General features: G+C 72.0%; 25 protein-coding genes. 22 read left to right on the forward strand and 3 right to left on the reverse strand.

From position 1 onward, the window contains the following. Positions 1 to 213 precede the first annotated feature (213 nt). Entirely contained in the window at positions 214 to 924 is a 711-nt protein-coding gene (locus IEZ17_RS03045; protein ID WP_189296013.1) for a bifunctional DNA primase/polymerase, read from the reverse strand. Between the two features lie 487 nt (positions 925 to 1,411). On the opposite strand from IEZ17_RS03045, the gene nsdA reads away from it, so the two are divergent. The 5 genes from nsdA (at position 1,412) to ffh (ending at position 9,023) form a co-directional block, all read left to right on the forward strand. Then, the gene (nsdA, locus tag IEZ17_RS03050; protein ID WP_189296014.1) at positions 1,412 to 2,905 is read left to right on the forward strand and encodes a transcriptional repressor NsdA; all 1,494 of its coding nucleotides are present in this window, start codon (positions 1,412 to 1,414) and stop codon (positions 2,903 to 2,905) included. Between the two features lie 195 nt (positions 2,906 to 3,100). Next, positions 3,101 to 4,441, forward strand: coding sequence for an ammonium transporter (locus IEZ17_RS03055; RefSeq protein ID WP_189296016.1), 1,341 nt, complete (start codon positions 3,101 to 3,103; stop codon positions 4,439 to 4,441). Continuing rightward, a complete protein-coding gene (locus IEZ17_RS03060; protein WP_189296018.1) occupies positions 4,438 to 4,776 on the forward strand; it encodes a P-II family nitrogen regulator in 339 nt (112 codons plus the stop codon). The genes IEZ17_RS03055 and IEZ17_RS03060 overlap by 4 nt, the downstream gene beginning before the upstream one ends. A 59-nt stretch (positions 4,777 to 4,835) precedes the next feature. Beyond that, the gene (locus IEZ17_RS03065) at positions 4,836 to 7,325 is read left to right on the forward strand and encodes a [protein-PII] uridylyltransferase (protein WP_189296020.1); all 2,490 of its coding nucleotides are present in this window, start codon (positions 4,836 to 4,838) and stop codon (positions 7,323 to 7,325) included. Positions 7,326 to 7,469: 144 nt separating this feature from the next. Further along, positions 7,470 to 9,023 carry a signal recognition particle protein gene (gene ffh / locus IEZ17_RS03070; protein WP_189296023.1) on the forward strand — a complete coding sequence of 518 codons (1,554 nt, stop codon included), beginning with the start codon at positions 7,470 to 7,472 and terminating at the stop codon, positions 9,021 to 9,023. A 781-nt stretch (positions 9,024 to 9,804) separates the two neighbouring features. Here the strand turns inward: ffh and IEZ17_RS03075 are convergent. Continuing rightward, positions 9,805 to 10,671, reverse strand: a complete 867-nt coding sequence (locus IEZ17_RS03075) for a methyltransferase domain-containing protein (protein ID WP_189296025.1) — start codon at positions 10,669 to 10,671, stop codon at positions 9,805 to 9,807. Positions 10,672 to 11,212: 541 nt separating this feature from the next. Between IEZ17_RS03075 and IEZ17_RS03080 the strand changes: the two genes are divergently transcribed. The 17 genes from IEZ17_RS03080 (at position 11,213) to IEZ17_RS03160 (ending at position 24,795) form a co-directional block, all read left to right on the forward strand. After that, positions 11,213 to 11,803 (forward strand): hypothetical protein, encoded by a 591-nt coding sequence (locus IEZ17_RS03080; protein WP_189296027.1) that lies wholly within the window; start codon positions 11,213 to 11,215, stop codon positions 11,801 to 11,803. Positions 11,804 to 11,958: 155 nt separating this feature from the next. Beyond that, entirely contained in the window at positions 11,959 to 12,408 is a 450-nt protein-coding gene (rpsP, locus tag IEZ17_RS03085; RefSeq protein WP_189296029.1) for a 30S ribosomal protein S16, read from the forward strand. A 2-nt stretch (positions 12,409 to 12,410) separates the two neighbouring features. Next, the gene (locus tag IEZ17_RS03090; RefSeq protein WP_003980229.1) at positions 12,411 to 12,650 is read left to right on the forward strand and encodes an RNA-binding protein; all 240 of its coding nucleotides are present in this window, start codon (positions 12,411 to 12,413) and stop codon (positions 12,648 to 12,650) included. A gap of 164 nt (positions 12,651 to 12,814) precedes the next feature. Beyond that, entirely contained in the window at positions 12,815 to 13,360 is a 546-nt protein-coding gene (gene rimM, locus IEZ17_RS03095; RefSeq protein WP_189296031.1) for a ribosome maturation factor RimM, read from the forward strand. Next, a complete protein-coding gene (trmD, locus tag IEZ17_RS03100; protein ID WP_189296033.1) occupies positions 13,360 to 14,169 on the forward strand; it encodes a tRNA (guanosine(37)-N1)-methyltransferase TrmD in 810 nt (269 codons plus the stop codon). Before rimM ends, trmD begins: the two co-directional genes overlap by 1 nt. A 133-nt stretch (positions 14,170 to 14,302) precedes the next feature. Beyond that, entirely contained in the window at positions 14,303 to 14,650 is a 348-nt protein-coding gene (rplS, locus tag IEZ17_RS03105; RefSeq protein WP_189296035.1) for a 50S ribosomal protein L19, read from the forward strand. Between the two features lie 96 nt (positions 14,651 to 14,746). Then, entirely contained in the window at positions 14,747 to 15,511 is a 765-nt protein-coding gene (gene lepB / locus IEZ17_RS03110; RefSeq protein WP_189296037.1) for a signal peptidase I, read from the forward strand. Next, complete coding sequence (gene lepB / locus IEZ17_RS03115) at positions 15,504 to 16,565, forward strand: signal peptidase I (protein WP_189296039.1); 1,062 nt, start codon at positions 15,504 to 15,506, stop codon at positions 16,563 to 16,565. Before lepB (IEZ17_RS03110) ends, lepB (IEZ17_RS03115) begins: the two co-directional genes overlap by 8 nt. Before the next feature lie 133 nt (positions 16,566 to 16,698). Continuing rightward, the gene (lepB, locus tag IEZ17_RS03120) at positions 16,699 to 17,472 is read left to right on the forward strand and encodes a signal peptidase I (protein WP_373299716.1); all 774 of its coding nucleotides are present in this window, start codon (positions 16,699 to 16,701) and stop codon (positions 17,470 to 17,472) included. Between the two features lie 55 nt (positions 17,473 to 17,527). Further along, the gene (lepB, locus tag IEZ17_RS03125; protein ID WP_189296042.1) at positions 17,528 to 18,256 is read left to right on the forward strand and encodes a signal peptidase I; all 729 of its coding nucleotides are present in this window, start codon (positions 17,528 to 17,530) and stop codon (positions 18,254 to 18,256) included. 55 nt (positions 18,257 to 18,311) lie between these two features. Then, positions 18,312 to 18,812 carry an NUDIX hydrolase gene (locus IEZ17_RS03130; protein WP_189296241.1) on the forward strand — a complete coding sequence of 167 codons (501 nt, stop codon included), beginning with the start codon at positions 18,312 to 18,314 and terminating at the stop codon, positions 18,810 to 18,812. A 38-nt stretch (positions 18,813 to 18,850) separates the two neighbouring features. Then, complete coding sequence (locus IEZ17_RS03135) at positions 18,851 to 19,159, forward strand: DUF2469 domain-containing protein (protein WP_003980220.1); 309 nt, start codon at positions 18,851 to 18,853, stop codon at positions 19,157 to 19,159. Between the two features lie 435 nt (positions 19,160 to 19,594). Further along, a complete protein-coding gene (locus tag IEZ17_RS44110) occupies positions 19,595 to 19,936 on the forward strand; it encodes a YraN family protein (protein ID WP_189296243.1) in 342 nt (113 codons plus the stop codon). After that, on the forward strand, positions 19,936 to 21,615 hold the full coding sequence (locus tag IEZ17_RS03145; RefSeq protein WP_189296044.1) for a YifB family Mg chelatase-like AAA ATPase: 1,680 nt from the start codon (positions 19,936 to 19,938) through the stop codon (positions 21,613 to 21,615). Before IEZ17_RS44110 ends, IEZ17_RS03145 begins: the two co-directional genes overlap by 1 nt. After that, complete coding sequence (dprA, locus tag IEZ17_RS03150; protein ID WP_229851717.1) at positions 21,599 to 22,924, forward strand: DNA-processing protein DprA; 1,326 nt, start codon at positions 21,599 to 21,601, stop codon at positions 22,922 to 22,924. The genes IEZ17_RS03145 and dprA overlap by 17 nt, the downstream gene beginning before the upstream one ends. A 359-nt stretch (positions 22,925 to 23,283) precedes the next feature. Further along, positions 23,284 to 24,120: an RNA polymerase sigma factor WhiG gene (gene whiG / locus IEZ17_RS03155; protein ID WP_189296046.1), complete on the forward strand. Its 837-nt coding sequence runs from the start codon at positions 23,284 to 23,286 to the stop codon at positions 24,118 to 24,120. Between the two features lie 135 nt (positions 24,121 to 24,255). Continuing rightward, the gene (locus IEZ17_RS03160) at positions 24,256 to 24,795 is read left to right on the forward strand and encodes a TetR/AcrR family transcriptional regulator (RefSeq protein ID WP_189296248.1); all 540 of its coding nucleotides are present in this window, start codon (positions 24,256 to 24,258) and stop codon (positions 24,793 to 24,795) included. 286 nt (positions 24,796 to 25,081) lie between these two features. Here IEZ17_RS03160 and IEZ17_RS44115 read toward each other — a convergent pair whose 3' ends face one another. Beyond that, a complete protein-coding gene (locus IEZ17_RS44115; RefSeq protein WP_308427577.1) occupies positions 25,082 to 25,783 on the reverse strand; it encodes a peptidoglycan DD-metalloendopeptidase family protein in 702 nt (233 codons plus the stop codon). Positions 25,784 to 25,974: the final 191 nt, after the last annotated feature.

Genomic DNA, 25,974 nt, shown 5'->3' on the forward strand with positions numbered 1-25,974 from the left:
ACGCCTTTCCCCGCGGGCACGCACGCCTTTCCCCGCGGGCACGCACGCCTTTCCCCGCGGGCACGCACGCCTTTCCCCGCGGGCACGCGCGGCGCGTACCGCACTACGGCTGTACGGCATGCCAGCAGCAGGGCACGCCGGCAGTACGGCGCCGGGCGCCGCCCCTCAGGGGCAGCGTCCGGATCACACCAACGACGAAACGATTTGCCCGGCTCAGACCGGCGGCCGGGGACAGTCCGCCCCGTGGGCGGTCGCGCGGCTGCCCGCCGACCGGTTGCACACATACGCCAGCGTCCCGAGCAGCAGCCGGGCCTGCGGCGGGCAGCCGGCCGAGTCCAGCGTCGGCGGGCGCAGCCAGCGCATCGGGCCGTGGCCGCCGAAGTCCGAGGGCGGCGCGGTGATGTAGTCGCCGCGGCCCAGGGGGCGCAGGTCCAGATCGGCGTCGTCCCAGCCCGTGCGGTAGAGGAGGTCGGGGAGCGCGCCGGCCGCCCCGGGGGCGACGAAGAACAGCGCCCGGCCCGTCGGGGTGGCGGCCACCGGCCCGAGCGGCAGCCCCATCCGCTCCAGCCGCACCAGCGCCCCGCGGCCCGCCTCCTCGGGCACGTCGAGGATGTCGAAGGACCGCCCTACGGGAAGCAGCACCGCCGCCCCCGGGGTGTCCGCCCAGGCCGCGGCTGCCTTCTCCAGGGGCGCGCCGGCCGCCAACTCCTGGCCGAACGACAGCGGATGGGCGCCCGGCGACGGGCAGCCGGCGGCGCCGCACGAGCAGTCCGTACGGCTGCCGGTGCGGACCGCGCGGGCGCCCGGCGCCACGTCCCAGCCCCACAGCCCGGTGTACTCCGCCACCGCCGTGCTCTCGGTCGAGCGGGCGCGGCGGCGCGAGCCGGAACGGATGTCCCGGATGGCGCCGATCGTGAAGTCCATGCCCCCTCCAACGGGTGGTGCGTGCGAGTGGTTACGAGGCGGCGCATTGACGAGGAGGAGGTGTTCACGCTGGTGCTCACGCTCCGTCGACGGTCCGCGGTGCCGGTGGTGAGCCGTCGCGCGCCGGGTGGTGCGATGCGTCGCGCACGCCTTCGCGTGCTTCGCTCCGCCCGGCCCTCTTCGGCCTGTGTCAAGTCAATCGCGAGAGCAGGCCGGGGAGTTCATTCAAAGGGGTGGCGAATGGTGGCGTTTCGGCGGTCGCCCTCGCGACGGGCGTGATCGTAGGATTACTTTCGGTGCACGAACCCCGGAGAGGCATCGTTCGCACGGGTATGCCGGTGGCAACGCGCCAGTAGGACCGCGGCCGGAGGTGTGGCCGGAATCCGCGGTCGGGTAGATGTACCCCCGCAACGGGCGCCGCAACAGGCGGCATCCTGTGGGTGGTTCGCAGTTCGCAGAAAAGCGCTATCGGAATGGGGGCATTCCTGTGGGCGGCACTGGCGGCACCGCCGGCTCCAACAGCACGGGCGGCACCGACGCCGTCAAACGTCCCAACGCACAGTTGGGTTCATGGTTCCTGCGCAGCGGCTGGTCCAAGGGCGAGCTGGCGCGACAGGTCAACCGGCGGGCGCGCCAGATGGGCGCCCACCACATCAGCACCGACACCTCCCGCGTGCGCCGCTGGCTGGACGGCGAGCAGCCGCGCGAGCCCATCCCCCGGATCCTGTCCGAGCTCTTCTCGGAGCGCTTCGGCTGTGTGGTCGGCATCGAGGAGCTGGGACTGCGCTCGGCGCACCAGTCGCCGTCCGTCTCCGGGGTGGACCTGCCCTGGGCCGGGCCCCAAACGGTCAGCCTGATCAGCGAGTTCTCGCGCAGCGACCTGATGCTGGCGCGCCGCGGCTTCCTGGGCACCTCCCTGGCGCTGGCCGCCGGCCCGACCCTCATCGAGCCGATGCAGCGCTGGCTGGTGCCGGTGCCCGCGGCGGCGGGCGACGCGGAGCCGCAGCAGGACCGGGCCCGGCGGCCGGCCCGGCTCTCCAAGCCCGAGCTGGAGCTGCTGGAGTCGACGACCGCGATGTTCCGGCAGTGGGACGCGCAGTGCGGCGGCGGGCTGCGGCGCAAGGCGGTGGTCGGCCAGCTTCACGAGGTCACCGACCTCCTCCAGGAGCCGCAGCCGCCCCAGGTCTCCAAGCGGCTGTTCAAGGTCGCCGCCGAACTCGCCGAGCTGGCCGGCTGGATGAGCTACGACATCGGGCTCCAGCCCACCGCCCAGAAGTACTTCGTGCTGGCGCTGCACGCCTCCAAAGAGGCCGGCGACCGCCCCCTGGGCTCCTACATCCTCTCCAGCATGAGCCGGCAGATGATCCATCTCGGCCGGCCCGACGATGCGTTGGAGCTGATCCACCTCGCCCAGTACGGCAGCCGGGAGACGGCCACACCGCGCACCCAGGCGATGTTGTATGCGATGGAGGCGCGCGCGTACGCCGGCATGGGCCAGCCCAGCAAGGTCAAGCGGGCGGTGCGGATGGCCGAGGACACCTTCTCCGACGTCACCCCCGGCGAGCCGGAGCCGGACTGGATCCGCTTCTTCTCCGAGGCCGAGCTGAACGCCGAGAACGCCCACTCCTACCGCGACCTCGCCTACGTGGCGGGCCGCAGCCCCACCTACGCCTCGCTCGCCGAGCCCGTGATGCGGCGCGCCGTGGAGCTGTTCGGCCAGGACCCCGAGCACCAGCGCTCGTACGCGCTCAACCTGATCGGGATGGCGACCGTCCATCTGCTCCAGAAGGAGCCGGAAGCCTGCGCGGAGATGGCGCAGCGCGCGATCCCCTTCGCCCGGCAGGTCCGCTCCGAACGGGTCAACACCCGGCTGCGCAAGACGGTGGACACCGCGGCGCGGGAGTACGGGGGCGTCGCCGCGGTGATCCAACTGGGCGACGAGCTGTCCCGCCAGCTCCCGGAGACGGCGGAGGCCGGCTGAGGGATGGTTTCCGCGGGCTGAACACGTGGTGCCGGGACGATCTCGGAGTTCACCGGGGTGTAACACGGAGGGCGCCTTCGTCACCCCGGTGAAACACCGGCAAGGTTTGGCCGAAACGGCGCTGCGACAACCTCATCGCGAAGTCGGCCCAACCCCACACCCCGCACGGGCCGCATCGACGACGAGGAGACGCCGATGCCCCCAGGCATCCTGACGATCGCGGCAGACAAAGCGACGCTCAGCCCGGCCAACACCGGGTTCATGCTGATCTGCTCCGCACTGGTGATGATCATGACCCCCGGCCTCGCCTTCTTCTACGGCGGCATGGTCCGGGTCAAAAGCGTCCTGAACATGCTGATGATGAGCTTCATCAGCCTGGGCATCGTGACGATCCTGTGGGTGCTGTACGGCTTCGGACTCGCATTCGGCAAGGACAACGGCGGCGTCATCGGCTGGGACAGCGCCTTCGCCGGCATGGGCCACATCGGCCTGACCCAGCTGTGGGGCACCACCTCCATCCCCGTCTACGTCTTCGCGGTCTTCCAGCTGATGTTCGCGGTGATCACGCCCGCGCTGATCAGCGGGGCGCTCGCGGACCGGGTGAAGTTCACCGCCTGGGCGCTGTTCATCGCCCTGTGGGTGACCATCGTCTACTTCCCCGTCGCCCACTGGGTGTGGGCCGACGGCGGATGGCTCTTCAAGCTGGGCGTGATCGACTTCGCCGGTGGTACCGCCGTCCACATCAACGCCGGTGCCGCGGCCCTCGGCGTCATCCTCGTCGTCGGCAAGCGGATCGGCTTCAAGAAGGACCCGATGCGCCCGCACAGCCTGCCCCTGGTGATGCTCGGCGCGGGCCTGCTGTGGTTCGGCTGGTTCGGCTTCAACGCGGGCTCCTGGCTCAACAACGACGACGGCGTCGCCGCGGTCGCCTTCGTCAACACCCAGGTCGCCACCGCCGCCGCGATGCTCGGCTGGCTCGCCTACGAAAAGATCCGGCACGGCTCGTTCACCACTCTCGGCGCGGCCTCCGGCGCGGTCGCCGGACTCGTCGCGATCACCCCGGCATGCGGTGCGGTCAGCCCGCTCGGCGCCATCGCCATCGGCGTGATCGCCGGCGTGCTGTGCGCGATGGCGGTCGGCCTCAAGTACAAGTTCGGCTACGACGACTCGCTCGACGTCGTCGGCGTCCACCTCGTGGGCGGCGTCATCGGCTCCCTGCTCATCGGCATCTTCGCCACCGGCGGCGTGCAGAGCGACGCCAAGGGCCTCCTCTACGGCGGCGGCTTCGCGCAGCTCGGCAAGCAGACCGTCGGCGTGGTCTGCGTACTCCTGTACTCCCTCGTCGTCTCGTACGTCCTTGCCAAGGCGATCGACCTGGTGATGGGCTTCCGGGTCGGCGAGGACGAGGAGATCGCCGGCGTCGACCAGGCCGCGCACGCCGAGACCGCGTACGACTTCGCCGGCGCGGGCGGCGGCACGGCGGCCCGCAAGACCACGCCCCTCGGCGAGACCCCGACCAAGAAGGTGGACGCGTGAAGCTCATCACGGCAGTAATCAAGCCGCACCGGCTGGACGAAGTGAAGGACGCCCTCCAGGCATTCGGCGTGCACGGTCTGACCGTCACCGAGGCCAGCGGCTACGGACGGCAGCGCGGGCACACCGAGGTGTACCGCGGCGCCGAGTACACCGTCGACCTGGTGCCGAAGATCCGGATCGAGGTGCTCGTGGAGGACGCGGACGCCGAGGAGCTGGTGGAGGTCGTGGTCAAGGCGGCCCGCACCGGCAAGATCGGCGACGGGAAGGTGTGGAGCGTCCCCGTGGACGAGGCGGTCCGGGTCCGGACCGGCGAGCGCGGACCCGACGCGCTGTAGCCGCAGCACGGCGGCGGGGGAGCCCGGTGGGGGCACAACACGACCAAGGAGAAGCCGAGTTGACCGAGAGCGCCGAGGACACCGCAGGCGGGGCCACGGCCCCGCCGCCCAGCGCCCCCGAAGGCGGTTACCCCGCCGCCCGGCTACGGCTTCTCCAGGACGACACCCCCACCGGCCCCGACCGCCGCGCCGCCCTCGCCCGACTCACCGACGACTGGCTCGCCGCCCTGCTGACCGGGGCGGCGGGCACGGCCGGTGTCCGCGGCACCGCGCTGGTCGCCGTCGGCGGCTACGGCCGCGGCGAACTCTCCCCGCGCAGCGACCTCGACCTCCTGCTGCTGCACGACGGCCGGGCCGCCACCGCGGACCTCGCCGCCCTCGCCGACCGCCTCTGGTACCCCGTCTGGGACCTCGGCCTGGACCTCGACCACTCCGTACGCACCCCCTCCGAGGCCCGCAAGGCGGCCCGCGAGGACCTCAAGGTGCAGCTGGGCCTGCTGGACGCCCGCCACCTTGCCGGCGACCCCGAGCTGACCGCCGCGGTGCGCACCGCCGCCTACGCCGGCTGGCGGGAGAGCGCCCCCAAGCGGCTCCCCGAACTCCACGAGCTGTGCCAGGAGCGCGCCGCACGCCAGGGCGAACTCCAGTACCTCCTCGAACCCGACCTCAAGGAGGCCAGGGGCGGACTGCGGGACGCCACCGCCCTGCGCGCCATCGCCGCCTCCTGGCTCGCGGACGCCCCGCGCGGCGGCCTCGAAGCCGCCCGCAGCCGGCTCCTCGACACCCGCGACGCCCTCCACCTGACCACCGGCCGCGCCACCGACCGGCTCGCCCTCCAGGAACAGGACCAGGTCGCCGGCGCCCTCGGCATGCTCGACGCCGACGCGCTGCTGCGGCAGACCTACGAAGCCGCCCGCACCATCTCCTACGCCGCCGACGTCACCTGGCGCGAGGTCGGCCGGGTACTGCGCGCCCGGTCCGTCAAACCGACGCTGCGCGGGCTGCTGCCCGGCCGTACCGCCGCCAAGGGGGAGCGCTCGCCGCTCGCCGAGGGCGTCGTGGAACTCGACGGCGAGGCCGTACTGGCCCGCACCGCGCGCCCCGAACGGGACCCCGTCCTGGTCCTGCGCGCCGCAGCCGCCGCCGCCCAGGCCGGACTCCCGCTCGCCACCCACGCGATCCGCCGCTGCGCCGCAGCAGCCGCCACCGCGCCGCTGCCCGTGCCCTGGCCCGCCGAGGCCAGGGAACAGCTGGTGACGCTGCTCGGCGCGGGCGCGCACACCGTGCCCGTATGGGAGGCCCTGGAGGCCGAGGGCGTCATCGGCCGGCTGCTGCCCGACTGGGAACGCGTCCGCTGCCGCCCGCAGCGCAACGCCGTGCACACCTGGACCGTCGACCGCCACCTGGTCGAGACCGCGGTACGGGCCGCCGCGCTGACCCGCCGGGTGCACCGCCCCGACCTGCTGCTCGCCGCCGCCCTGCTGCACGACATCGGCAAGGGCTGGCCCGGCGACCACGCGGTGGCCGGCGAGACCATCGCCCGCGACGTGGCGTCCCGGCTCGGCTTCGACAGCAGCGACACCGCCGTGATCGCCACCCTCGTCCGGCACCACCTGCTGCTCATCGAGACCGCCACCCGGCGCGACCTGGACGATCCCGAGACCGTTGCCGCGGTCGCCGAGGCCGTCGGCAGCCCCGGCACCCTGGAACTCCTGCACGCCCTCACCGAGGCCGACGCGCTGGCCACCGGGCCCGCCGCCTGGAGCTCCTGGCGCGACGGCCTGGTCACCGACCTGGTCGCCCGCGTCGCCGACCGGCTCGCCGGGGAGCCCGCCGCCGACCCCCGCGAAACGGAGGGCCCGACCGCCGAACAGGAGCGGCTGGCCATCGAGGCCGCGCGCACCGGCGGCCCGGTGCTGTCGCTGCACGCCCGGCCCGAGAGCGCACCGCAGGCCGCGGAGGACGGCACGGCCGCCGCCCGGGAACCGGTCGGCGTGGAACTCCTGATCGCCGTCCCCGACCAGGCCGGCGTGCTGCCCGCCGCGGCCGGCGTGCTGGCCCTGCACCGGCTCACGGTCCGCGCCGCCGACCTGCGCGCCCTCGACCCCGTCGGCGAGGGCCCGGTCCTGCTGCTCAGCTGGCGGGTGGCCGCCGAATACGGTTCGCTCCCCGAGGCCGACCGGCTCCGCGCCGACCTGGTCCGCGCCCTCGACGGCTCCCTCGACGTCCCCGCCCGCCTCGCCGAACGCGAACGCGCCTACGCCCGCCGCTCCCGCGCCGTACTGGCCCCGCCGCCACGCGTCACCGTCGCCACCGGCAGCTCCCGTACGGCCACCGTCATCGAGGTCCGCGCCCAGGACGCGCACGGGCTGCTGCACCGGATCGGCCGGGCGCTGGAGGCGTCCGGGGTCTGGGTGCGCAGCGCCCATGTGAGCACCCTGGGGGCGAACGCGGTGGACACGGTCTACGTCACCCGGGACGACGGGACGCTGCTGTCGGAAGGGGAGGCGGCCGATCTGGCGAAGGCGCTGGAAGAGGCGCTCCGGTAGCGCTCCGTCCCGGGCCCGTCCGGCGCCTGTCCGGCGGCGCCCGGTAGAACGGCCGGGAGCGGGTCCGGGACGGTTCGCTTGCACAGCCGGATACCCTAGAAGCCGACTGCACCCCGCCCCCGACCCCGAGGATCGACGACCGCCGTGTTCGATACGCTTTCCGACCGCTTGGCGAGTACTTTCAAAAACCTCCGGGGCAAGGGCCGCCTGAGCGAGGCGGACATCGACGCCACGGCGCGCGAGATCCGTATCGCCCTTCTGGAGGCCGATGTCGCCCTCCCCGCCGTCCGCGCCTTCATCAAGCACGTCAAGGAACGCGCCTCCGGCGTCGAGGTCTCGCAGGCGCTGAACCCGGCCCAGCAGGTCATCAAGATCGTCAACGAGGAGCTCATCGGCATCCTCGGCGGCGAGACCCGCCGGCTGCGGTTCGCCAAGACGCCGCCGACGGTCATCATGCTGGCGGGCCTCCAGGGTGCCGGTAAGACGACCCTGGCCGGAAAGCTCGGCCGCTGGCTCAAGTCGCAGGGCCACGCCCCGCTGCTGGTCGCCTGCGACCTCCAGCGCCCCAACGCCGTCAACCAGCTCCAGGTCGTCGCCGAGCGCGCTGGCGTAGCCTTCTACGGCCCCCAGCCGGGCAACGGTGTCGGTGACCCCGTCCAGGTCGCCAAGGACTCCATCGAGCACGCGCGCACCAAGCAGTACGACGTCGTGATCGTCGACACCGCAGGCCGCCTCGGTATCGACGCCGAGATGATGCAGCAGGCCGCCGACATCCGCGACGCGGTCAGCCCCGACGAGGTCCTGTTCGTCGTCGACGCGATGATCGGTCAGGACGCGGTCAACACCGCCGAGGCGTTCCGCGACGGCGTCGGCTTCGACGGCGTGGTGCTCTCCAAGCTGGACGGCGACGCCCGAGGCGGTGCCGCGCTCTCCATCGCGCACGTCACCGGCAAGCAGATCATGTTCGCCTCCAACGGCGAGAAGCTGGACGACTTCGACGCGTTCCACCCGGACCGCATGGCGTCCCGCATCCTCGGCATGGGCGACATGCTGTCGCTCATCGAGAAGGCCGAGCAGACCTTCAGCCAGCAAGAGGCCGAGAAGATGGCGGCCAAGCTGGCGAAGGGCCCCAAGGAATTCACGCTGGACGACTTCCTGGCCCAGATGGAGCAGGTCCGCAAGATGGGCTCCATCTCCAAGCTCCTCGGCATGCTGCCCGGCATGGCGCAGATGAAGGACCAGATCAACAACCTCGACGAGCGCGAGGTCGACCGCACGGCCGCGATCATCAAGTCGATGACGCCGGGCGAGCGCCAGGACCCGACGATCATCAACGGCTCGCGCCGCGCCCGTATCGCCCGGGGTTCCGGTGTCGACGTCAGCACCGTCAAGAACCTCGTCGAGCGGTTCTTCGACGCCCGCAAGATGATGTCGCGGATGGCCCAGGGCGGTGGTATGCCGGGCATGCCCGGGATGCCGGGCATGGGCGGCGGTGCCGCGCGGAAGAAGAAGCAGATCAAGCAGGCCAAGGGCAAGCGCAAGAGCGGCAACCCGATGAAGCGCAAGGCCGACGAAGAGGCCGCGGCGGCGCGCCGCGAGGCCGCGGCGGCCGGCAACCCGCTGGGCCTCCCGCAGGGCGCCGCCCAGGACCCGCAGAACTTCGAACTGCCCGAGGAATTCAAGAAGTTCATGGGCTGAGGGGTCGGTCGGGAAGTTCGTGGGCTGAGGGGTCGGTCGGCAACCTCATGGGTTGAGGGGCCCGTCGGCATGTTCGTGGGCTGACGGGGCCGGTCGGCGCGTTCGTGGGCTTGAGGGACCGGGTCGGCACGTTCGCGGGCTGGGGGACCGGTCGGCTCGCCGTCCGGCCTGCGTTCCGGCTCCTCGGGGCAGCCTTCCCCTCTCGCTGCGGCAGCCGCCCTGCCCTCTGGGGCAGGGCGGCTGCCGCATGCCGCCTTCCTGCTCCTCTTCGGCCGCCCTCTTGAGCCGCCCGCTTCGGCCGCTCTTCTTCGGCTGCTCCTCTTGAGCCGCTCCACCCTGCTGCCGCTCCGGCCGGGCCTTCCTCGCGTGCCTCTCTTCCCTGAGTGCCTTTCTTCTCTGCGCGTGCCTTTCCTGTCTCGCGCTTCTTCGCCCGCGCAGCAGCCGCCCTGAGCCCTTCGCCCACCCACCCGCCCCCCGAAGGGGGGTGGGCGGCGGGGAAACAATTAAGGCGCGGGGTGGGCGGCGGCTTAAGAGGAGCGCACCCCACAAGGTGCCGCCGCGTCGCCGCCTACGGGATCTCACCGTGGGTACGGGACCTCACCCTGGGATCACGCCACCCCTGGGGTCACACCCCCGGGGTGCCCCCACGCGGATTCACTCCGTTCCGCGGTCGCGAACGCCGCGACCTCCGGACAGCCCCTGCCGCCCTCCTGGAAGAGCCGGATGCGCGGCGCCAACCGGGCCTCCAGGGAAGGCCGTTCGCACTCTGCCGAGGCCGGGCCTAACGGGTGCGCGCGATCAGGTAGCGGAACACATTCGGCATCCACACCGTCCCGTCCGCCCGCTGATGCGGATGCAGCGCCTCCGCCAGTTCCTTCTCCACCTGCCGCGGCTCGGTGGCCTCCAGCGCCGCGTCGAACAGCCCCGTCGACAGCAGCCCGCGCACCGCGCTCGCCATGTCCGCGTAGCCGAACGGGCACGCCACCCGCCCCGACCCGTCGGGCCGCAGCCCCGCCCGGTCGGCCAGTTCCTCCAGATCGTCCCGCCCGGCCAGCCGCCATCCCGCGGAGCCGGCGGCGAAACGGGCCGGGGAATCGGCCAGCCGCTGCGCCACCCGCAGCACCCCGGACGTGGCGCACCGCTCCACCGGGCCCCAGCCGCCCAGCACCACCGCGCTGCCGCGCTCCGCCAGCGCCGCCGCCGCGGCCAGCGATGCGGTCAGCCCGTCGGCGCTGCTCCCGCAGCCCACCGGGTGGAACGCCGTGACCACCGTGAACGCCGCGTCCGCCGGTGCCGCGTCCGCCAGCCCGCCGCTGACCAGCCGGGTCACCTCCGGCATCCCGTCCGGCGTGAGCCGCTCGCGGGCCAGCTCCAGCCGGCACTCGTCCGCGTCCACGCCGCTCACCTGGGCGCCGCGCGCCGCCGCGAGCAGCAGCGCCAGCCCGGAGCCGCAGCCCAGCCCGAGCAGCCGGGTGCCGGGTCCGACGCCGAGACGGTCGTACGCGGCTTCGTAGAGGGGGACCAGCATGCGCTCCTGGATTTCCGCCCAGTCGCGGGCGCGCGCCCGGGCGCCGGCCGGCGCGGGCGGGTCGTCACAGCGCATGGACCCGGTGTTCGGAAGCTGGTGCCGCACGAGCGTGGGTGACATCGAAAGCGCCCCTATTCGCCGAGAACCCGAAGCTGATCAGTACCGTCCGCCCCCGTTTCCGAGCGTTGTGCGCCCCCGCAATCCAGACAACTGCGCATCCGTCCGGCCGTCCAGAGGGTGCGCCGGGGTTGTCTCCCGCGCGCCCCCGTGTGCGCCGGGCCCGCACCCCGGAGCGCCGTTCCAGGGTGCCCCGGGGAGCGCGGTCCCGCCACGGCAGCACGCGCCACCCGGCGCTCGGGCACCGGCCGGGCCCCGCGCCCGGGCGGGTCGCGCTGCCCTACGGTGGAGGGGCGGGGCGGTCGATGCCGTCGGTAACATCGCCGCGCGATAGTTGCCCCGGCTGACGACCGGCTTACGCCATGCGGCGTACGCGGGGGTACGCGGCGGTACGTACCGGCTTGCCGTCCGGCGGGTGCCTTCTCCGCAGATCGGGGCACCGGCCCCACGGCACGGCCCATGAGCGGAAACTGACCGGTACGTGCAAATTATTTGGGATGCCCCGGAATCGGAACACTGGACGACCTCGGCTCGTTGTCACGACGTGAGCACGACACCGCCTGTTCTCGCCGCCGAGCTGGCGCTCGCCTGGGCCGATATTCAACGGCACCACCCCGAGCTGCCGGACCTGGCCGCGCCCGAGTCCCTGATCGGAGAGTCCTCGTCCGCCTGTGGCGCCGAGCTCTCCTTCGAACGGCTGCTCCATGAGGCAGTCCACGGCATCGCCGCCGCCCGCGGCATCCGCGACACCTCCAGGGCAGGCCGCTACCACAACCGCCGGTTCCTGGCGATCGCCGAGGAGCTGGGCCTGGACCATGCCGACGAGCCGCACCCCAGCAGCGGCTTCTCGCTGGTCGCGCTCAATCCCGAGGCCAGGAGGCGCTACCGCCCCACCATCGAGCGGCTCACCAGAGCCCTCAAGGCCCACAGCGCCGCGACCGCCACGGACACCGCCCGCAGCTTCCGCGGCCCGGCCGCCCGGCACGGTTCCTCCGGGGGCGGCGTGCGCGTCAAGGCCGTCTGCGACTGTGGACGCAATGTCCGGGTCGTACCGTCCGTGCTGGCCCAGGCGCCGATCGTCTGCGGCGGCTGCGGCAAACCCTTCCGTATCCCCGAGGTAGCCGCGGTCGGCTGACCCCAGGGCGTGTGGCACAATGGATGGCTGTACTCGACAGTCGCACAGGACCCCTCTCTCCTCCGGCTGACGCGTCCATCGGGCACCCGAGTACCGCAACCCCACGTGGCATCCCGTTGTGCCCAACCACGTCAAGACCAGGAGACACCACTCCAGTGGCAGTCAAGATCAAGCTGAAGCGTCTGGGCAAGATCCGTTCGCCTCACTACCGCATCGTCGTCGCCGACTCCCGCACCCGCCGTGACGGCCGGGCCATCGAGGAGATCGGTCTGTACCACCCGGTGCAGAACCCCTCGCGCATCGAGGTCGACTCGGAGCGCGCGCAGTACTGGCTGGGTGTCGGCGCGCAGCCGACCGAGCCCGTACTGGCCATCCTCAAGGTCACCGGCGACTGGCAGAAGTTCAAGGGCCTGCCCGCCCCGGCGCCGATGAAGGTCGCCGAGCCGAAGGCCGACAAGCGCGCCCTCTTCGAGGCCGCCGCCAAGGCGTCCGGCGACGAGCCGAAGGGTGAGGCCATCACCCCGAAGGCGAAGAAGGCCGACAAGAAGGCGGACGAGGCCGCGGCCGAGTCTGCCAAGCCGGCCTCTGAGCCCACCGAGGACTGAGCGTGCTTGAGGAGGCCCTTGAGCACCTCGTCAAGGGCATCGTCGACAACCCCGATGATGTGCAGGTAGCCTCGCGCACCCTGCGCCGCGGGCGCGTGCTGGAGGTCCGGGTCCACCCCGACGACCTCGGCAAGGTGATCGGTCGCAACGGCCGTACCGCCCGTGCGCTGCGGACCGTCGTGGGCGCCATCGGCGGCCGGGGCATCCGCGTCGACCTCGTCGACGTCGACCAAGTTCGCTGACAAGTTGAACACCGGCTCGGGCCGGGGAGGGCCTTCGGGTCGTCCCCGGCCCGCGTCCGTATGTGATCGTGGACCCACGATCACCACCATCACGTGAGGCGCCGGCGACGGTCCTCAGCCACATCCGCAAAAGCGGCGGCGGTTCTGCCGCAAAGGGGAGCACAGTGCAGTTGGTAGTCGCCCGGATCGGCCGCGCCCACGGCATCAAGGGCGAGGTCACCGTAGAGGTGCGCACCGACGAGCCGGAACTGCGGCTCGCGCCGGGCGCCGTCCTCGTCACCGAGCCGTCCTCCACCGGACCGCTCACCATCGCCACCGGCCGCGTCCACAGCGGCCGGCTGCTGCTGCGCTTCGAGGGCGTCACGGACCGCACGGCCGCCGAGGCGCTGCGGAACACCCTGCTGATCGCGGAGGTCGACCCCGAGGAAGTCCCCGAGGACCCCGAGGAGTTCTACGACCACCAGCTGATCGACCTCGACGTCGTGACCCGCGACGGCACCGCCGTCGGCCGGATCACCGAGGTCTCCCATCTGCCCTACCAGGACCTGCTGATCGTCGAACGGCCCGACGGCAGCGAGGTCATGATCCCGTTCGTCGGCGAGATCGTGCCCGAGATCGACCTGGAGGAGCAGCGCGCGGTCGTCGAACCGCCGCCCGGCCTCCTCGACGAGAACCAGGCCGAGATCGCCTCCGGCCGCGAGGACAGCTGATGCGGCTCGACGTCGTCACGATCTTCCCCGAATACCTCGAACCGCTGAACGTCTCGCTCGTCGGCAAGGCCCGCGCCCGCGGGCAACTCGACGTCCGCATCCACGACCTGCGGCAGTGGACCCACGACAAGCACCACACCGTCGACGACACCCCCTACGGCGGCGGCCCCGGCATGGTCATGAAGCCCGAGCCCTGGGGTGAGGCGCTCGACGAGATCATCGCCTCCGGCGACGGCGAACCCGTGATCGTCGTGCCCACCCCCAGTGGCGCCCCCTTCACCCAGCAGCTCGCCGTCGAACTCTCCGCCAAACCCTGGCTGGTGTTCACCCCGGCCCGCTACGAGGGCATCGACCGCCGCGTCATCGAGGAGTACGGCGACCGGCTGGACGTCCGCGAGGTCTCCATCGGCGACTACGTCCTCGCCGGTGGCGAGGCCCCCGTGCTTGTCATGGTCGAGGCGGTGGCCCGGCTGCTGCCCGGCGTCCTGGGCAACGCCGCCTCCCACGAGGACGACTCCTTCGCCCCCGGAGCGATGGCCGACCTCCTGGAGGGCCCCGTCTACACCAAGCCCCCCGAGTGGCGCGGCCGGACCATCCCCGACGTGCTGCTCAGCGGCCACCACGGAAAGATCGCCCGCTGGCGCCGCGACGAGGCGTTCCGCCGCACCGACCTCAACCGCCCCGATCTGATCGAGCGTGCCGACCCCGCCGCCTTCGACAAGAAGGATCGGGAAATCCTCTCCGTACTGGGTTGGTCGGAGAACGCGGGGGGCCGATTTGGGCGGGCGAGTCAGGCCGTGGAAGAATAGGCCGCTGCTGTGTGCGTCCGGCGCGCGCCCCTGCCACAGGGGGAACGACGCCCGTCCGACGGAACGGCATCCGAAACAACCTTTCCGATATCCCGCTGATGACCTGTGGCATCAGCGAAGAAAGCAGTAGGCCATGCACCTTCTCGACAACGTCGACGCCGCTTCCCTGCGCAGCGACGTCCCGGCTTTCCGCCCGGGTGACACCGTCAACGTCCACGTCCGCGTCATCGAGGGCAACCGCTCCCGTGTGCAGCAGTTCAAGGGCGTCGTCATCCGCCGTCAGGGCTCCGGCGTGCGCGAGACCTTCACGGTCCGCAAGGTCAGCTTCTCCGTCGGCGTCGAGCGCACCTTCCCGGTGCACACCCCGATCGTCGAGAAGATCGAGGTCGTGACCCGCGGTGACGTCCGTCGCGCCAAGCTGTACTTCCTCCGTGAGCTCCGCGGCAAGGCCGCGAAGATCAAGGAGAAGCGCGACAACTGACCCGCGCCGCACCGGGGCACGGATTTCCACCCCGGTGCACCGCGAGGCCACGCTCACGTCCGGCGTCCGGGCCCGGCCGGATAGGCTCTCGCCCCGATGGACACCGACGCACAACTCACGGAGCGCGACCCCTCTCCCGCCCCCGACCAGGGGCCGGAGCAGCGGTCGCGCTCCGCGCGTTTTCTCACCTCGGTGGCGCGCCTGCGGTACCGGCCGGTCACCCTCTTCGCCATCTGCCTGGCATTCCTGTTCCTGCTGAGCACCTTCGTCGCGCAGCCCTTCCTGATCCCCAGCACCTCCATGGAGAACACCCTGAAGGTCGGGGACCGGGTGCTGGTCAACAAGCTGGCGTACCGTTTCGGCAACCAACCGCGGCGCGGCGATGTCATCGTCTTCGACGGCATGGGGTCTTTCGTTCACAGGGAGCAGGAGGAGAATCCCGTCACGGGGCTGCTGCGCGGGGCCGGTTCGGCGCTGGGCCTGGCCCCGGCCGCCGACACCGACTACGTCAAGCGCGTGATCGGTATCGGCGGGGACCAGGTGACCTGCTGCGACAAACGGGGGCGGATCGAAGTGAACGGTGAGCCGGTGAGCGAGAGCTATCTCTACCCGGGGGACGCACCGTCCGCCGTGCCCTTCGACACCGTGGTGCCGGTGGGCAAGCTGTGGGTCATGGGCGACCACCGCGCCAGATCCAGCGATTCCCGCGACCACCTGGGCGAGGCCGGCGGCGGCACCGTCCCGGTCGACAGGGTCATCGGCCGTGCGGACCTGATCACCTGGCCGTTCAGCCGCTGGCGCACCATCGGCACACCGCGGTCCTTCGACGGCATACCGGCCGCGGCAGGCCCGCATGGGTAACCGGGGACGCCCGCGTCACGGGCGCCAGGACACGCAGAGGCCCGGCCGCGGCGCCGGCGCCGCGTACGGCGGCCCGGGGGAGCGCGAGGACACCGAGGGCCCGCAGCCGACCCGCCGGGCGACCGGCGGCCGGGCCGAACGCCGGCGCCAGGCCCGGCGCATCAAGCGCCGCAGACGCCGCTCCTACATCAAGGAAATCCCCATCCTGGTCGGCGTGGCACTGGCCATCGCCCTGGTCCTCAAGACCTTCCTCGTCCAGGCGTTCGTGATCCCGTCGGGCTCCATGGAGCAGACGATCCGGATCGGGGACCGCGTCCTGGTCGACAAGCTCACCCCCTGGTTCGGTGCCAAGCCCCATCGCGGCGACGTCGTCGTCTTCAAGGACCCCGGAGGCTGGCTCAAGGGAGAGCAGAACCAGACGTCCGGCGACCCCGGCCCGTTCAAGGACTTCATGACCTTCATCGGGCTGCTGCCGTCCGCCAACGAGCAGGACCTGATCAAGCGGGTGGTGGCCGTCGGCGGCGACACCGTCCGCTGCTGCGACAAACAGGGCCGGGTGACGGTCAACGGGACGCCGCTCACCGAGCCGTACATCCACCCCGGAAACCCGCCCTCCCAGCTGACGTTCACGGTCAACGTCCCCACCGGGCGGATCTTCGTGATGGGCGACCACCGCTCCAACTCCGCGGATTCGCGCTACCACCTGGACGAGCCGTACCGTGGCACGGTCTCGGAGGACAACGTCGTGGGCCGAGCCGTGGTCATCGCCTGGCCGTTCAGCCACTGGCGGATGCTCGAAGAGCCCGACACCTTCGCAACGGTGCACGACGCGCCGGGCGCGAAGGCGGCGGCAGCGTACGTGCCGCATAGGCTGTCACCCGAGAGTTTGACCGTACTCCCGACCCCTGCGGAACTCCCGCTCGTTATGGGAGTGGTGGGCCTGCACCGGTTGACGGGCGGGCAAGAGCGCGGAGTAAGGAGCAGATGTGGGGGACTTGGCGGTCGGTGCGCGGTCCGGAACCGAAGAGCCCGAAGAGCCGGCAGGGCGCGGTGAGACCGCGCGGTCGGCGGCGAGTTCCGTGCATCAGCCACAGTCACAGTCAGGGCGGTCCGCGCCGGCGGACCGGCCGCAGACGGATCTATCGAAGCAGTCGGACACAGCGGCCGACGAGGAGGCGAGCGGCAGCGTGACCAAGGGCAAGAAGCCGCGTGCCTTCTGGAAGGAGCTGCCGATCCTCATCGGCATCGCCCTGCTCCTGGCGCTGCTGATCAAAACGTTTCTGGTGCAGGCGTTCTCCATCCCGTCCGACTCCATGCAGGACACCCTCCAGCGCGGGGACCGGGTCCTGGTGGACAAGCTCACGCCGTGGTTCGGGTCCAAGCCGCAGCGCGGCGAGGTCGTCGTCTTCCACGACCCGGGCGGCTGGCTCAACGAGACGCCGACCCCGCAGCCCAACCCGGTCCAGAAGGTCCTCAGCTTCATCGGGCTGATGCCCTCGGCCGAGGAGAAGGACCTGATCAAGCGGGTCATCGCGGTCGGCGGCGACACGGTCGAGTGCCAGGGCACCGGCCCGGTCAAGGTGAACGGCAAGGCTCTCAAGGAGGACTCCTACGTCTTCCCCGGCGCCACCCCGTGCGGTGACCGCCCCTTCGGCCCGATCCACGTCCCCAAGGGCCGGATCTGGGTGATGGGCGACCACCGCGACGACTCCCTCGACTCCCGTTACCACCAGAACCTCAAGGGCAACGGCACGGTCTCCGAGGACGAGGTCGTCGGCCGGGCCTTCACCATCGCCTGGCCCATCAACCGCTGGGCAACCCTCCCCGTACCGGACACCTTCGACCAGGCCGGGATCAACAAGGCAATGGCCGCGGCTCCGGCCGCGCTGGGTCTGACCGGAGCGGTGCCGATTGTGTTGTGGCGTCGCCAGAGGCTGACCGGAGGGCGTAACCCCAGGTAAGGTGCCGTCCCGGATCGTTCGACGCGGGCCGGTTCCGCGGGGTGGGAGCGCTGGGATGAGCAGCAGTACAGAACGCAGGACGGACGGCCGCGGCCGGACCACGGGCAGTGTGCTGTCCGGTCTGGCCGTGGCCGTCGGCTGTGTGCTGTTCCTGGGCGGCTTCGTCTGGGGGGCGCTCACCTACCGCCCCTACACGGTGCCGACCGATTCGATGACGCCGACGATCTCCGTGGGAGCCCGGGTACTGGCGGAGAAGGTCAACGGCTCCGAGATACGCCGCGGCGACATCGTCGTCTTCCAGGACTCGGCCTGGGGCGAGTTGCCGATGGTCAAGCGGGTCGTCGGCGTCGGCGGCGACAAGGTCGCCTGCTGCACCAAGCAGGGGCTGCTCACGATCAACGGAACCCCCGTCGAAGAACCGTATCGGCAGGGCGGCGGCCCCGCCTCACCCGTCGGTTTCAAGGCCACGGTCCCCAACGGCCAGCTCTTCCTGCTGGGCGATCACCGCAGCGACTCCCTCGACTCGCGCGTCCACCTCACCGACGGCGACCACGGCTCCGTACCGAGCAGCGCCGTCGAGGCCCGGGTCGACGCCCGCGCCTGGCCGCTCGGCAGCGTCGGCGTGATGGAGCGCCCCGCGGCCTTCGCCGCGCTCCCCGGGGGCACCTCCCGGCCGGGGCCGATCCAGCCCATCACCCTGGCGGTCGTCGCGGGCACGGTGCTCATCCTCGGAGGTGCGGCATACGGGCCGATCGCGCGGAGGAAGGGACGCCGGCGTGGCTGACCGGGAGCGGGAGCAGGAGCTGACCGCCGGGCGGGCGCAGGAACCGGAACGGGCGGTGACCGCCGACGAGCCGGCCGAGGCGCGGCAGGTCTCCCGCGTCGTCCTGCTCGACCCGGACGACCGGATCCTGCTGCTGCACGGCTTCGAACCGGACGACCCCGGCGACACCTGGTGGTTCACCCCCGGCGGCGGCGTGGAAGGCACCGAGACTCGCGAGGAGGCGGCACACCGCGAGCTCGCCGAGGAGACGGGCATCACCGACGCGGTCCTCGGCCCCGTCCTGTGGAAGCGCCGCTGCGCGTTTCCGTTCGACGGGCGACGCTGGGAGCAGGACGAGTGGTACTACCTGGGGCGGACCGACCGGACCGCCACCGACACCGGCGGCCACACCGACCTGGAGCGACGCAGCGTCTCGGGGCTGAGATGGTGGACTTCGGAGGAACTGTCGGCGACGCATGAGACGGTGTATCCGACCAGACTCGCCGGGCTGCTGCGCACACTGCTCGACGAAGGCCCCCCGAGTGCGCCAGTGCTCCTGGAGACCGAGAGGGTCTGACGCACAATAGGGGGACGCACGGCTGAAGGGGATCTGCCATGAGCGCCGAGGACCTCGAAAAGTACGAGACCGAGATGGAGCTGAAGCTCTACCGGGAGTACCGCGACGTCGTCGGGCTGTTCAAGTACGTGATCGAGACCGAGCGTCGTTTCTACCTCACCAACGACTACGAGATGCAGGTGCACTCGGTCCAGGGTGAAGTGTTCTTCGAGGTCTCGATGGCCGACGCATGGGTCTGGGATATGTACCGACCGGCCCGTTTCGTCAAGCAGGTGCGAGTGCTCACGTTCAAGGACGTGAATATCGAAGAGCTCAACAAGAGTGATCTGGATCTCCCGGGGAGCTGACGGCTGAGGGGCGGACCTGTGGATCGCCTGCCGGGGAGCGGTCCCGGTCGCCCCGGCGGGTGACGGAGTTGTCCACAACCGATCCGTTATCCACCAAGATCCAAAAGATCTGCGCGGAGGCGTCACAGTCGGTGCCGGAGGTGGTACCGCATGAACGCCACACAGACCGGCAGGAAGGCCGGAGACGCCGCACGGACCCTGGACAGCGGACCGACCGCGGACGGCGCGGGCACCCGGGACGGCGCAAAGACCGTCGAGGGCACAGGGACCGGGGACGGCTCCGGAGCCGTCCCCGGCGTACGGACCCGCCAGCGCCCCGGGACCGGGAAGCCCACAGGCACCAGGGAAAACGCACGGGCCAGATCCGGCGCGCGGAGCAGGGCAGCCCGCGCACCGGACCGGCCGACGTCCCGGCCCCGCACCCGCAGGCGCGCACTGGGCAGGTACGGCGAGGACTTGGCGGCCCGGCGCCTCACCGAGGCCGGGATGCGGATCCTCGACCGGAACTGGCGCTGCCGCGACGGAGAGATCGACATCGTCGCCGCCGACGGCGACGCCCTGGTGATCTGCGAGGTCAAGACCCGCCGGGCGGGCTCCTACGAACACCCCATGGCCGCGGTGCGGCCCGCGAAGGCCGCCCGGCTCCGGCTGCTGGCCGAACGCTGGCTGGAGCGGCACGGCGGCCCACCGCCCGGCGGCGTACGCATCGACGTCATCGGCATCCTGCTGCCCGCCCGCGGCGCCCCCGCGGTCGAACACGTCCGGGGGGTGGCGTGATGGGATTCGCCCGCACCTGCTCCGTCGCCCTGGTCGGCGTCGAAGGAGTCGTCGTCGAGGTCCAGGCCGACCTGGAGCCCGGCGTCGCCGCCTTCACCCTCGTCGGGCTGCCCGACAAGAGCCTGGTCGAATCCCGCGACCGGGTGCGTGCCGCCGTGGTGAACTCCGGCGCCGAGTGGCCGCAGAAAAAGCTCACCGTCGGCCTCAGCCCCGCCTCCGTGCCCAAGAGCGGCAGCGGTTTCGACCTCGCCGTGGCCTGCGCGGTCCTCGGCGCCGCCGAGCGCCTGGACCCCCGTGAACTCACCGACCTGATGATGATCGGCGAACTGGGCCTCGACGGCCGCGTCCGGCCCGTACGCGGCGTGCTGCCCGCCGTCCTCGCCGCCGCCGACGCCGGATACCGCCAGGTCGTCGTACCGGAACAGACCGTCGCCGAAGCCTCCCTCGTCCCCGGCGTCTCCGTCCTCGGCATCCGCAGCCTGCGCCAGCTCATCGCGGTCCTCGCCGACGAACCCGTGCCGGACGAGGAGAACCCCCTCGAAGAAGGCCGCCCCGACCCGCTCCTCGCCGGGCTCACCATGCCCGGCACCGGCGTCGGCGCGGGCCTGCCGCCCGGCGATCACGCCCCCGACCTCGCGGAGGTCGCAGGCCAGCACGGCGCCCGCCGCGCCCTGGAAGTAGCCGCCGCCGGACGCCACCACATCTTCTTCAAAGGCCCGCCGGGCGCCGGCAAGACCATGCTCGCCGAGCGCCTCCCCGGACTACTGCCACCCCTGACGCCCAAGGAATCACTGGAGGTCACCGCCGTGCACTCGGTCGCCGGAACCCTCCCACCAGGACAGCCACTGGTCCACCGCCCGCCCTATTGCGCCCCGCACCACTCCGCGACCATGGCATCCCTCGTCGGCGGCGGGACCGGCCTGCCCAGGCCAGGAGCCGTATCGCTCGCCCATCACGGCGTGCTCTTCGTGGACGAGGCCGCCGAATGCAGCCCGCGTGTCCTGGACGCGTTACGCCAGCCCCTGGAATCCGGCCAGGTCGTCGTCGCCCGGGCCGCCGGCATGATGCGCCTGCCCGCCCGCTTCCTCCTCGCCCTCGCGGCAAATCCGTGCCCCTGCGGCCGGCACGGCACCACCGCCGGCGGCTGCGAATGCCGGCCCTCCTCGATCCGCCGCTACCGGGCCCGGCTCTCCGGACCGCTGATGGACCGGGTGGACCTGCGGATCGCCGTGGAACCGGTCGCCCGCTCCGAACTGCTCGCACTCGGCCGCGGCGCCGAATCCACCGCCGACGTCGCCCACCGCGTCCACGCCGCCCGCGAACGTGCCGCGGCCCGCTACGCCGGCACCCCCTGGCACACCAACAGCGAGGTACCGGGCCACGAACTGAGAACCCGCTGGCAGGTACACCACGGCGCGCTCGCCCACGCCGAACGCGACCTGGAATGCGGCCTCCTGACGGCCCGAGGCCTCGACCGCGTCCTCCGCGTCGCCTGGACCGCTGCCGACCTCGCGGGCCGCGACCGCCCCACACGGGAGGACGTCAACTGGGCCCTGGAACTCCGCACCGGCGTACGCCGCGGCACGGTGACGACCGCAGCCGGCGCGGAGACGGCAACCGTACGCACGAAGCGGCAGACCGGCGGACGACCCGAGGTGAGCGATGAACGGGACGGATGAATGGGGCTTCGTCACGAGCGGGGCAACGGCGGACACCCCGCGCACCCCCGCCCCCGGTACGCGCTCCGCCCCGGATCTCGACACATGTGCGCCCACGGGGCCGGCCCACGAGGCGAAGGGAGCGAAACCGACAACCGACAGTGGCACGGCCCGGCGAGAGACCTACGAACCGCAGCGGGCCGCCCGCGCCGCCCTCACCCGCATCCTCGAACCAGGCGACGCAACAGCAGGCCGCTGGCTGCGCGAGATGGGCCCGGTGGCCCTCTGGCACGCACTCTCCGAGGACGACGCGAGCCTTCCCGCCGGCGCGAGCCCCACCAAGGTCGCGGGCCTCAGACTGCGCGCCGCACGGGCCCGCCCCGCCGCGGACCTCGCGGCCGTCGCCGCGCTCGGTGGCCGCTTCATCTGCCCCGGCGACGAGGAATGGCCCCGCCAGCTCGACGACCTCGGCGACGGCCGCCCCATCGGCCTCTGGGTACGCGGTGCCGCCGGGCTGCGGCTGTGGGCGCTGCGCTCGGTCGCCGTGGTCGGAGCGCGGTCCTGCACCGAATACGGCGCCCACCTCGCCACCACCCTCGCCGCCGGACTCGCCGAGCGCGGCTGGACGGTGGTCTCCGGCGCCGCGTACGGCGTCGACGGCGCCGCGCACCGCGGCGCACTGGCCGCGGACGGCCCGACCATCGCCGTCCTCGCCTCCGGCGTCGACTACGCCTATCCGCGCGGACACACCGAGTTGCTCGGCCGGATCGCCGAACAGGGGCTGATCGTGGCCGAGTTACCGCCAGGCGACCACCCCACCCGCAGCCGCTTCGTCCTGCGCAACCGCGTGATCGCCGCGCTCACCCGGGGCACCGTCGTCGTGGAAGCCGAACTCCGCAGCGGCTCACTGGTCACCGCACGGCGCGCGCTGTCCCTCGGGAGGTTCACGATGGGCGTGCCGGGGCCGGTCACCAGCGGCCTGTCCGCCGGCGTGCATCAACTCCTGCGCGGCGAGGCCACGGTGGTCACCGACGCCGACGAGGTCATCGAACTCGTCGGCAGCATCGGCGATCTCGCACCCGAACGGCACGGCCCGACCTTCGCCCGCGACCTCTTGGATCCGGTCGCCGTCCGCGTACTGGACGCACTGCCCGCCCGCGGCCCCGCGGATACCGCCCAACTGGCGCGGGAGTCGGGCACACCGCGCGACACCACCCAGGGAAAACTCTTCGAGTTGCAGTCCCTCGGATTCGTTCAAAGGTGCGGTGAGCGCTGGGAGTTGGCGCGACGCGCCGACTCCGCCGAAGGTTCCCGGCGAGGCGGTACTTGACCTGGCGCGAACGGGTGAAAGGGTGAGGGGAATGACCGCAGAATCCAGGTTTGCCTCGCTTCGGTGCGCGAGGCCGACCCGTTGGGAGACGGCGATGTGGCGCAACGGACGCACGGGGTCCTGCCTGCCGCTTCACCGCGTCCGTCCGCACGGCCCTCCGGGAACGCGCCCCCGGCACCCCGTCCGGGTGTCGCCACGCCGTACGAGGTAACCCCGAGGTGCGGGCGGCGGAACGCATCTGCGCACACCCAACCCGCTTTCCTCGCACACCGCGATGCCGCGGTCACGCTACGCTCACAACAATTCAAACCTCACTCATCCATCTACCCGTGTCTCGGCAGAACGGCTCAAGGCGACGAATGCCCCAGCACACCTCCGGGTCTGACCGTGCGGCAGTACCACCCGCCGCGCGCGGCAGCGTGCGCCCCAACCCGCCCACCTCGCTCGACGAGCTGTGGCGCTCCTACAAGGCGTCGGGCGACGGACGCTTGCGGGAGCAGCTGATCCTGCACTACTCACCGCTGGTCAAGTACGTCGCCGGCCGCGTCAGCGTCGGACTCCCACCCAACGTCGAGCAGGCCGACTTCGTCTCCTCCGGCGTCTTCGGACTGATCGACGCCATCGAGAAGTTCGAACCCGAACGCTCCATCAAGTTCGAGACGTACGCCATCACCCGCATCCGCGGCGCCATGATCGACGAACTGCGCGCCCTGGACTGGATCCCGCGATCCGTACGGCAGAAGGCCCGAGCCGTGGAGCGGGCGTACGCAACCCTCGAGGCGCAACTCCGCCGCACCCCCACCGAGGCGGAGGTCGCCGGCGAGATGGGCATCGCACTGGAGGAACTCCACAGCGTCTTCAGCCAGCTGTCGCTGGCGAACGTCGTGGCGCTCGAAGAACTCCTCCACGTCGGCGGCGAGGGTGGCGAACGCCTCAGCCTGATGGACACGCTGGAGGACACCGCCGCCGAGAACCCCGTCGAGATCGCCGAGGACCGCGAACTGCGGCGGCTGCTCGCCCGGGCCATCAACACGCTCCCCGAACGCGAGAAGACCGTGGTCACCCTCTACTACTACGAGGGCCTCACCCTCGCCGAGATCGGCAACGTCCTCGGCGTCACGGAGAGCAGGGTCAGCCAGATTCACACCAAATCCGTGCTCCAGCTCCGGGCGAAACTGGCAGATGTCGGACGCTGAGCGGGCCGCGGCACGCCGGCCGATGCCGCCCGCCGTCACCCCGTGTGGCGACGCGGAGTGCCGCAACGCGGGGGCCATCCGTAGAGTGGGGGCGTGCCCAGGATTCGAGCGGCCTCGGTGGCCGAGCACCGGACGATGCAGCGCGGCGCCCTCTTGGACGCCGCCCGCACCCTGCTGTCCGAAGGCGGAACGGAAGCGCTGACCTTCCCCGCCCTCGCCGAGCGCACGGGCCTCGCGCGCTCCTCCGTGTACGAGTACTTCCGCTCCCGGGCGGCCGTCGTCGAGGAACTGTGCGCGGTCGACTTCCCCGTATGGGTGGCGGAGGTCGAGGCAGCGATGGAAGGCGCCGAAACGCCCGAGGGGAAGGTCGAGGCGTATGTGCGCCGGCAGCTGGCCCTGGTCGGCGACCGCCGCCACCGAGCCGTCGTCGCCATCTCGGCCGGCGAGCTGGACGCCGGGGCGAGGGAGAAGATCCGCGCGGCACACGGCGGCCTGATCGCCATGATCGTCGAGGCGCTCGCCGCCCTCGGCCATGAACAACCCCGCCTCGCCGCCATGCTCCTCCAGGGCGTCGTCGACGCCGCCGTCCGCCGCATCGAACTCGGCGCCGCGGAGAACCCGGACGAGATCACGGAGGCGGCAGTGGCCATGGCCCTCCGGGGCGTCGGCGGCTGAGGCCCCCGGGGGTCCTGCTGGGGGCTCCCCCCCGCCCCCCACCCCACCCCTCCCGCGCCCTCCTCCTCCGCCACCTCGTTGGGCCCGCAGCCCGCAGCCCGCAGCCCGCAGCCCGCAGCCCGCAGCCCGCAGCCCGCAGCCCGCAGCCCGCAGCCCGCAGCCCGCAGCCCGCAGCCCGCAGGGGCTCACCCGGTCACTGATGCACGGCTGTGCCGCGCCTCAGCCGTGTTCTTCGCTGCTCCTCTCGCGGCTCTCCTGGCGTCGGCGTCACCTCCCGTCCGGCATCTCATCCCTTCCATTCCGTCGTCTCGCCGTTCCGTAGGCGTTTCCCGTCCGAGGTCCGGGCGCCGGCGTCGTCACGCCTGGTTGGCCCGCTCCGGTTGCCCGCTGCATGGCGGCCCAGGGCCCACAGTGCGGCGGTCGCGAGCGCGATCGTTCCTACGAGGGCCGCCCCTGTCGGTGCGTCTGTGGTCTCGTGAGCCGTGGGGGCCGGTCGTCCCGGATGCCTGCGCTTCGATTCCGTCCGCTCAGGAACCGCGGGGATCGTGGGTTCGGGGATGCCGAAGACCGGGAGCAGTCGCGATGGGCCGCCGTGGAGCATGGCAGGTGGCAGCAGCGAGAGCGGGTCCAGGTAGGACTTCCCGCGGAGCAGGCCCCAGTGGAGGCACGGGGCGCGGCAGTGGAACGTGCCGCGTTGCAGCACGCCGACCGGCTGGCCCGCCATGACGTGTTGCCCCGTGTGTGCGGTGGCGCGGACCGGTTCGTAGGTGGTGCGCAAGGGTGGGCGTCCCGAGCCGGACAGCTCGATGGTCAGGACTCCGCGGCCGGCGACGGTTCCGGTGAAGGCGACCTGGCCGGGCGCGGCTGACCGTACGACCGCGCCGGCGGACGCCGCCAGGTCGACGCCGCGGTGGCCTGCCGCCCAGGGTGCAGGGGGCGGCTCCCACCCGCGTAGGACGGTGGGCGGCTGCCCCGCCGGGCCGTCCACCGGCCAGGAACGGTCAGCAGCCGCCGGCGGTGCCGGGCCTTCCGGGGTGATTCGTGTGGCGTGTGCCGTAGCACTTTTCGCCACGAGGTCCGGGGCATCAGCCTTGAACGCAGCTGCGGCCATCGGCATGCACACTGCCGCGGCCACCGCCGTTGTGGCGCTCAGTGAAGCCATGCACCTCGTGTGCACGG

Origin of the sequence: Streptomyces albospinus, from assembly GCF_014648695.1 — a bacterium.
Lineage (GTDB): Bacteria > Actinomycetota > Actinomycetes > Streptomycetales > Streptomycetaceae > Streptomyces > Streptomyces albospinus.

What these genes read in the sequence shown, in the direction of transcription:
- IEZ17_RS03045 (WP_189296013.1), bottom strand. Translation starts at nt 924, where the DNA reads ATGGACTTCACGATCGGCGCCATCCGGGACATCCGTTCCGGCTCGCGC.
- IEZ17_RS03055 (WP_189296016.1), top strand. Translation starts at nt 3,101, where the DNA reads ATGCCCCCAGGCATCCTGACGATCGCGGCAGACAAAGCGACGCTCAGC.
- IEZ17_RS03075 (WP_189296025.1), bottom strand. Translation starts at nt 10,671, where the DNA reads ATGTCACCCACGCTCGTGCGGCACCAGCTTCCGAACACCGGGTCCATG.
- trmD (WP_189296033.1), top strand. Translation starts at nt 13,360, where the DNA reads ATGCGGCTCGACGTCGTCACGATCTTCCCCGAATACCTCGAACCGCTG.
- rplS (WP_189296035.1), top strand. Translation starts at nt 14,303, where the DNA reads ATGCACCTTCTCGACAACGTCGACGCCGCTTCCCTGCGCAGCGACGTC.
- lepB (WP_189296037.1), top strand. Translation starts at nt 14,747, where the DNA reads ATGGACACCGACGCACAACTCACGGAGCGCGACCCCTCTCCCGCCCCC.
- lepB (WP_189296039.1), top strand. Translation starts at nt 15,504, where the DNA reads ATGGGTAACCGGGGACGCCCGCGTCACGGGCGCCAGGACACGCAGAGG.
- lepB (WP_189296042.1), top strand. Translation starts at nt 17,528, where the DNA reads ATGAGCAGCAGTACAGAACGCAGGACGGACGGCCGCGGCCGGACCACG.
- IEZ17_RS03135 (WP_003980220.1), top strand. Translation starts at nt 18,851, where the DNA reads ATGAGCGCCGAGGACCTCGAAAAGTACGAGACCGAGATGGAGCTGAAG.
- IEZ17_RS03145 (WP_189296044.1), top strand. Translation starts at nt 19,936, where the DNA reads ATGGGATTCGCCCGCACCTGCTCCGTCGCCCTGGTCGGCGTCGAAGGA.
- dprA (WP_229851717.1), top strand. Translation starts at nt 21,599, where the DNA reads ATGAACGGGACGGATGAATGGGGCTTCGTCACGAGCGGGGCAACGGCG.
- whiG (WP_189296046.1), top strand. Translation starts at nt 23,284, where the DNA reads ATGCCCCAGCACACCTCCGGGTCTGACCGTGCGGCAGTACCACCCGCC.
- IEZ17_RS03160 (WP_189296248.1), top strand. Translation starts at nt 24,256, where the DNA reads ATGCAGCGCGGCGCCCTCTTGGACGCCGCCCGCACCCTGCTGTCCGAA.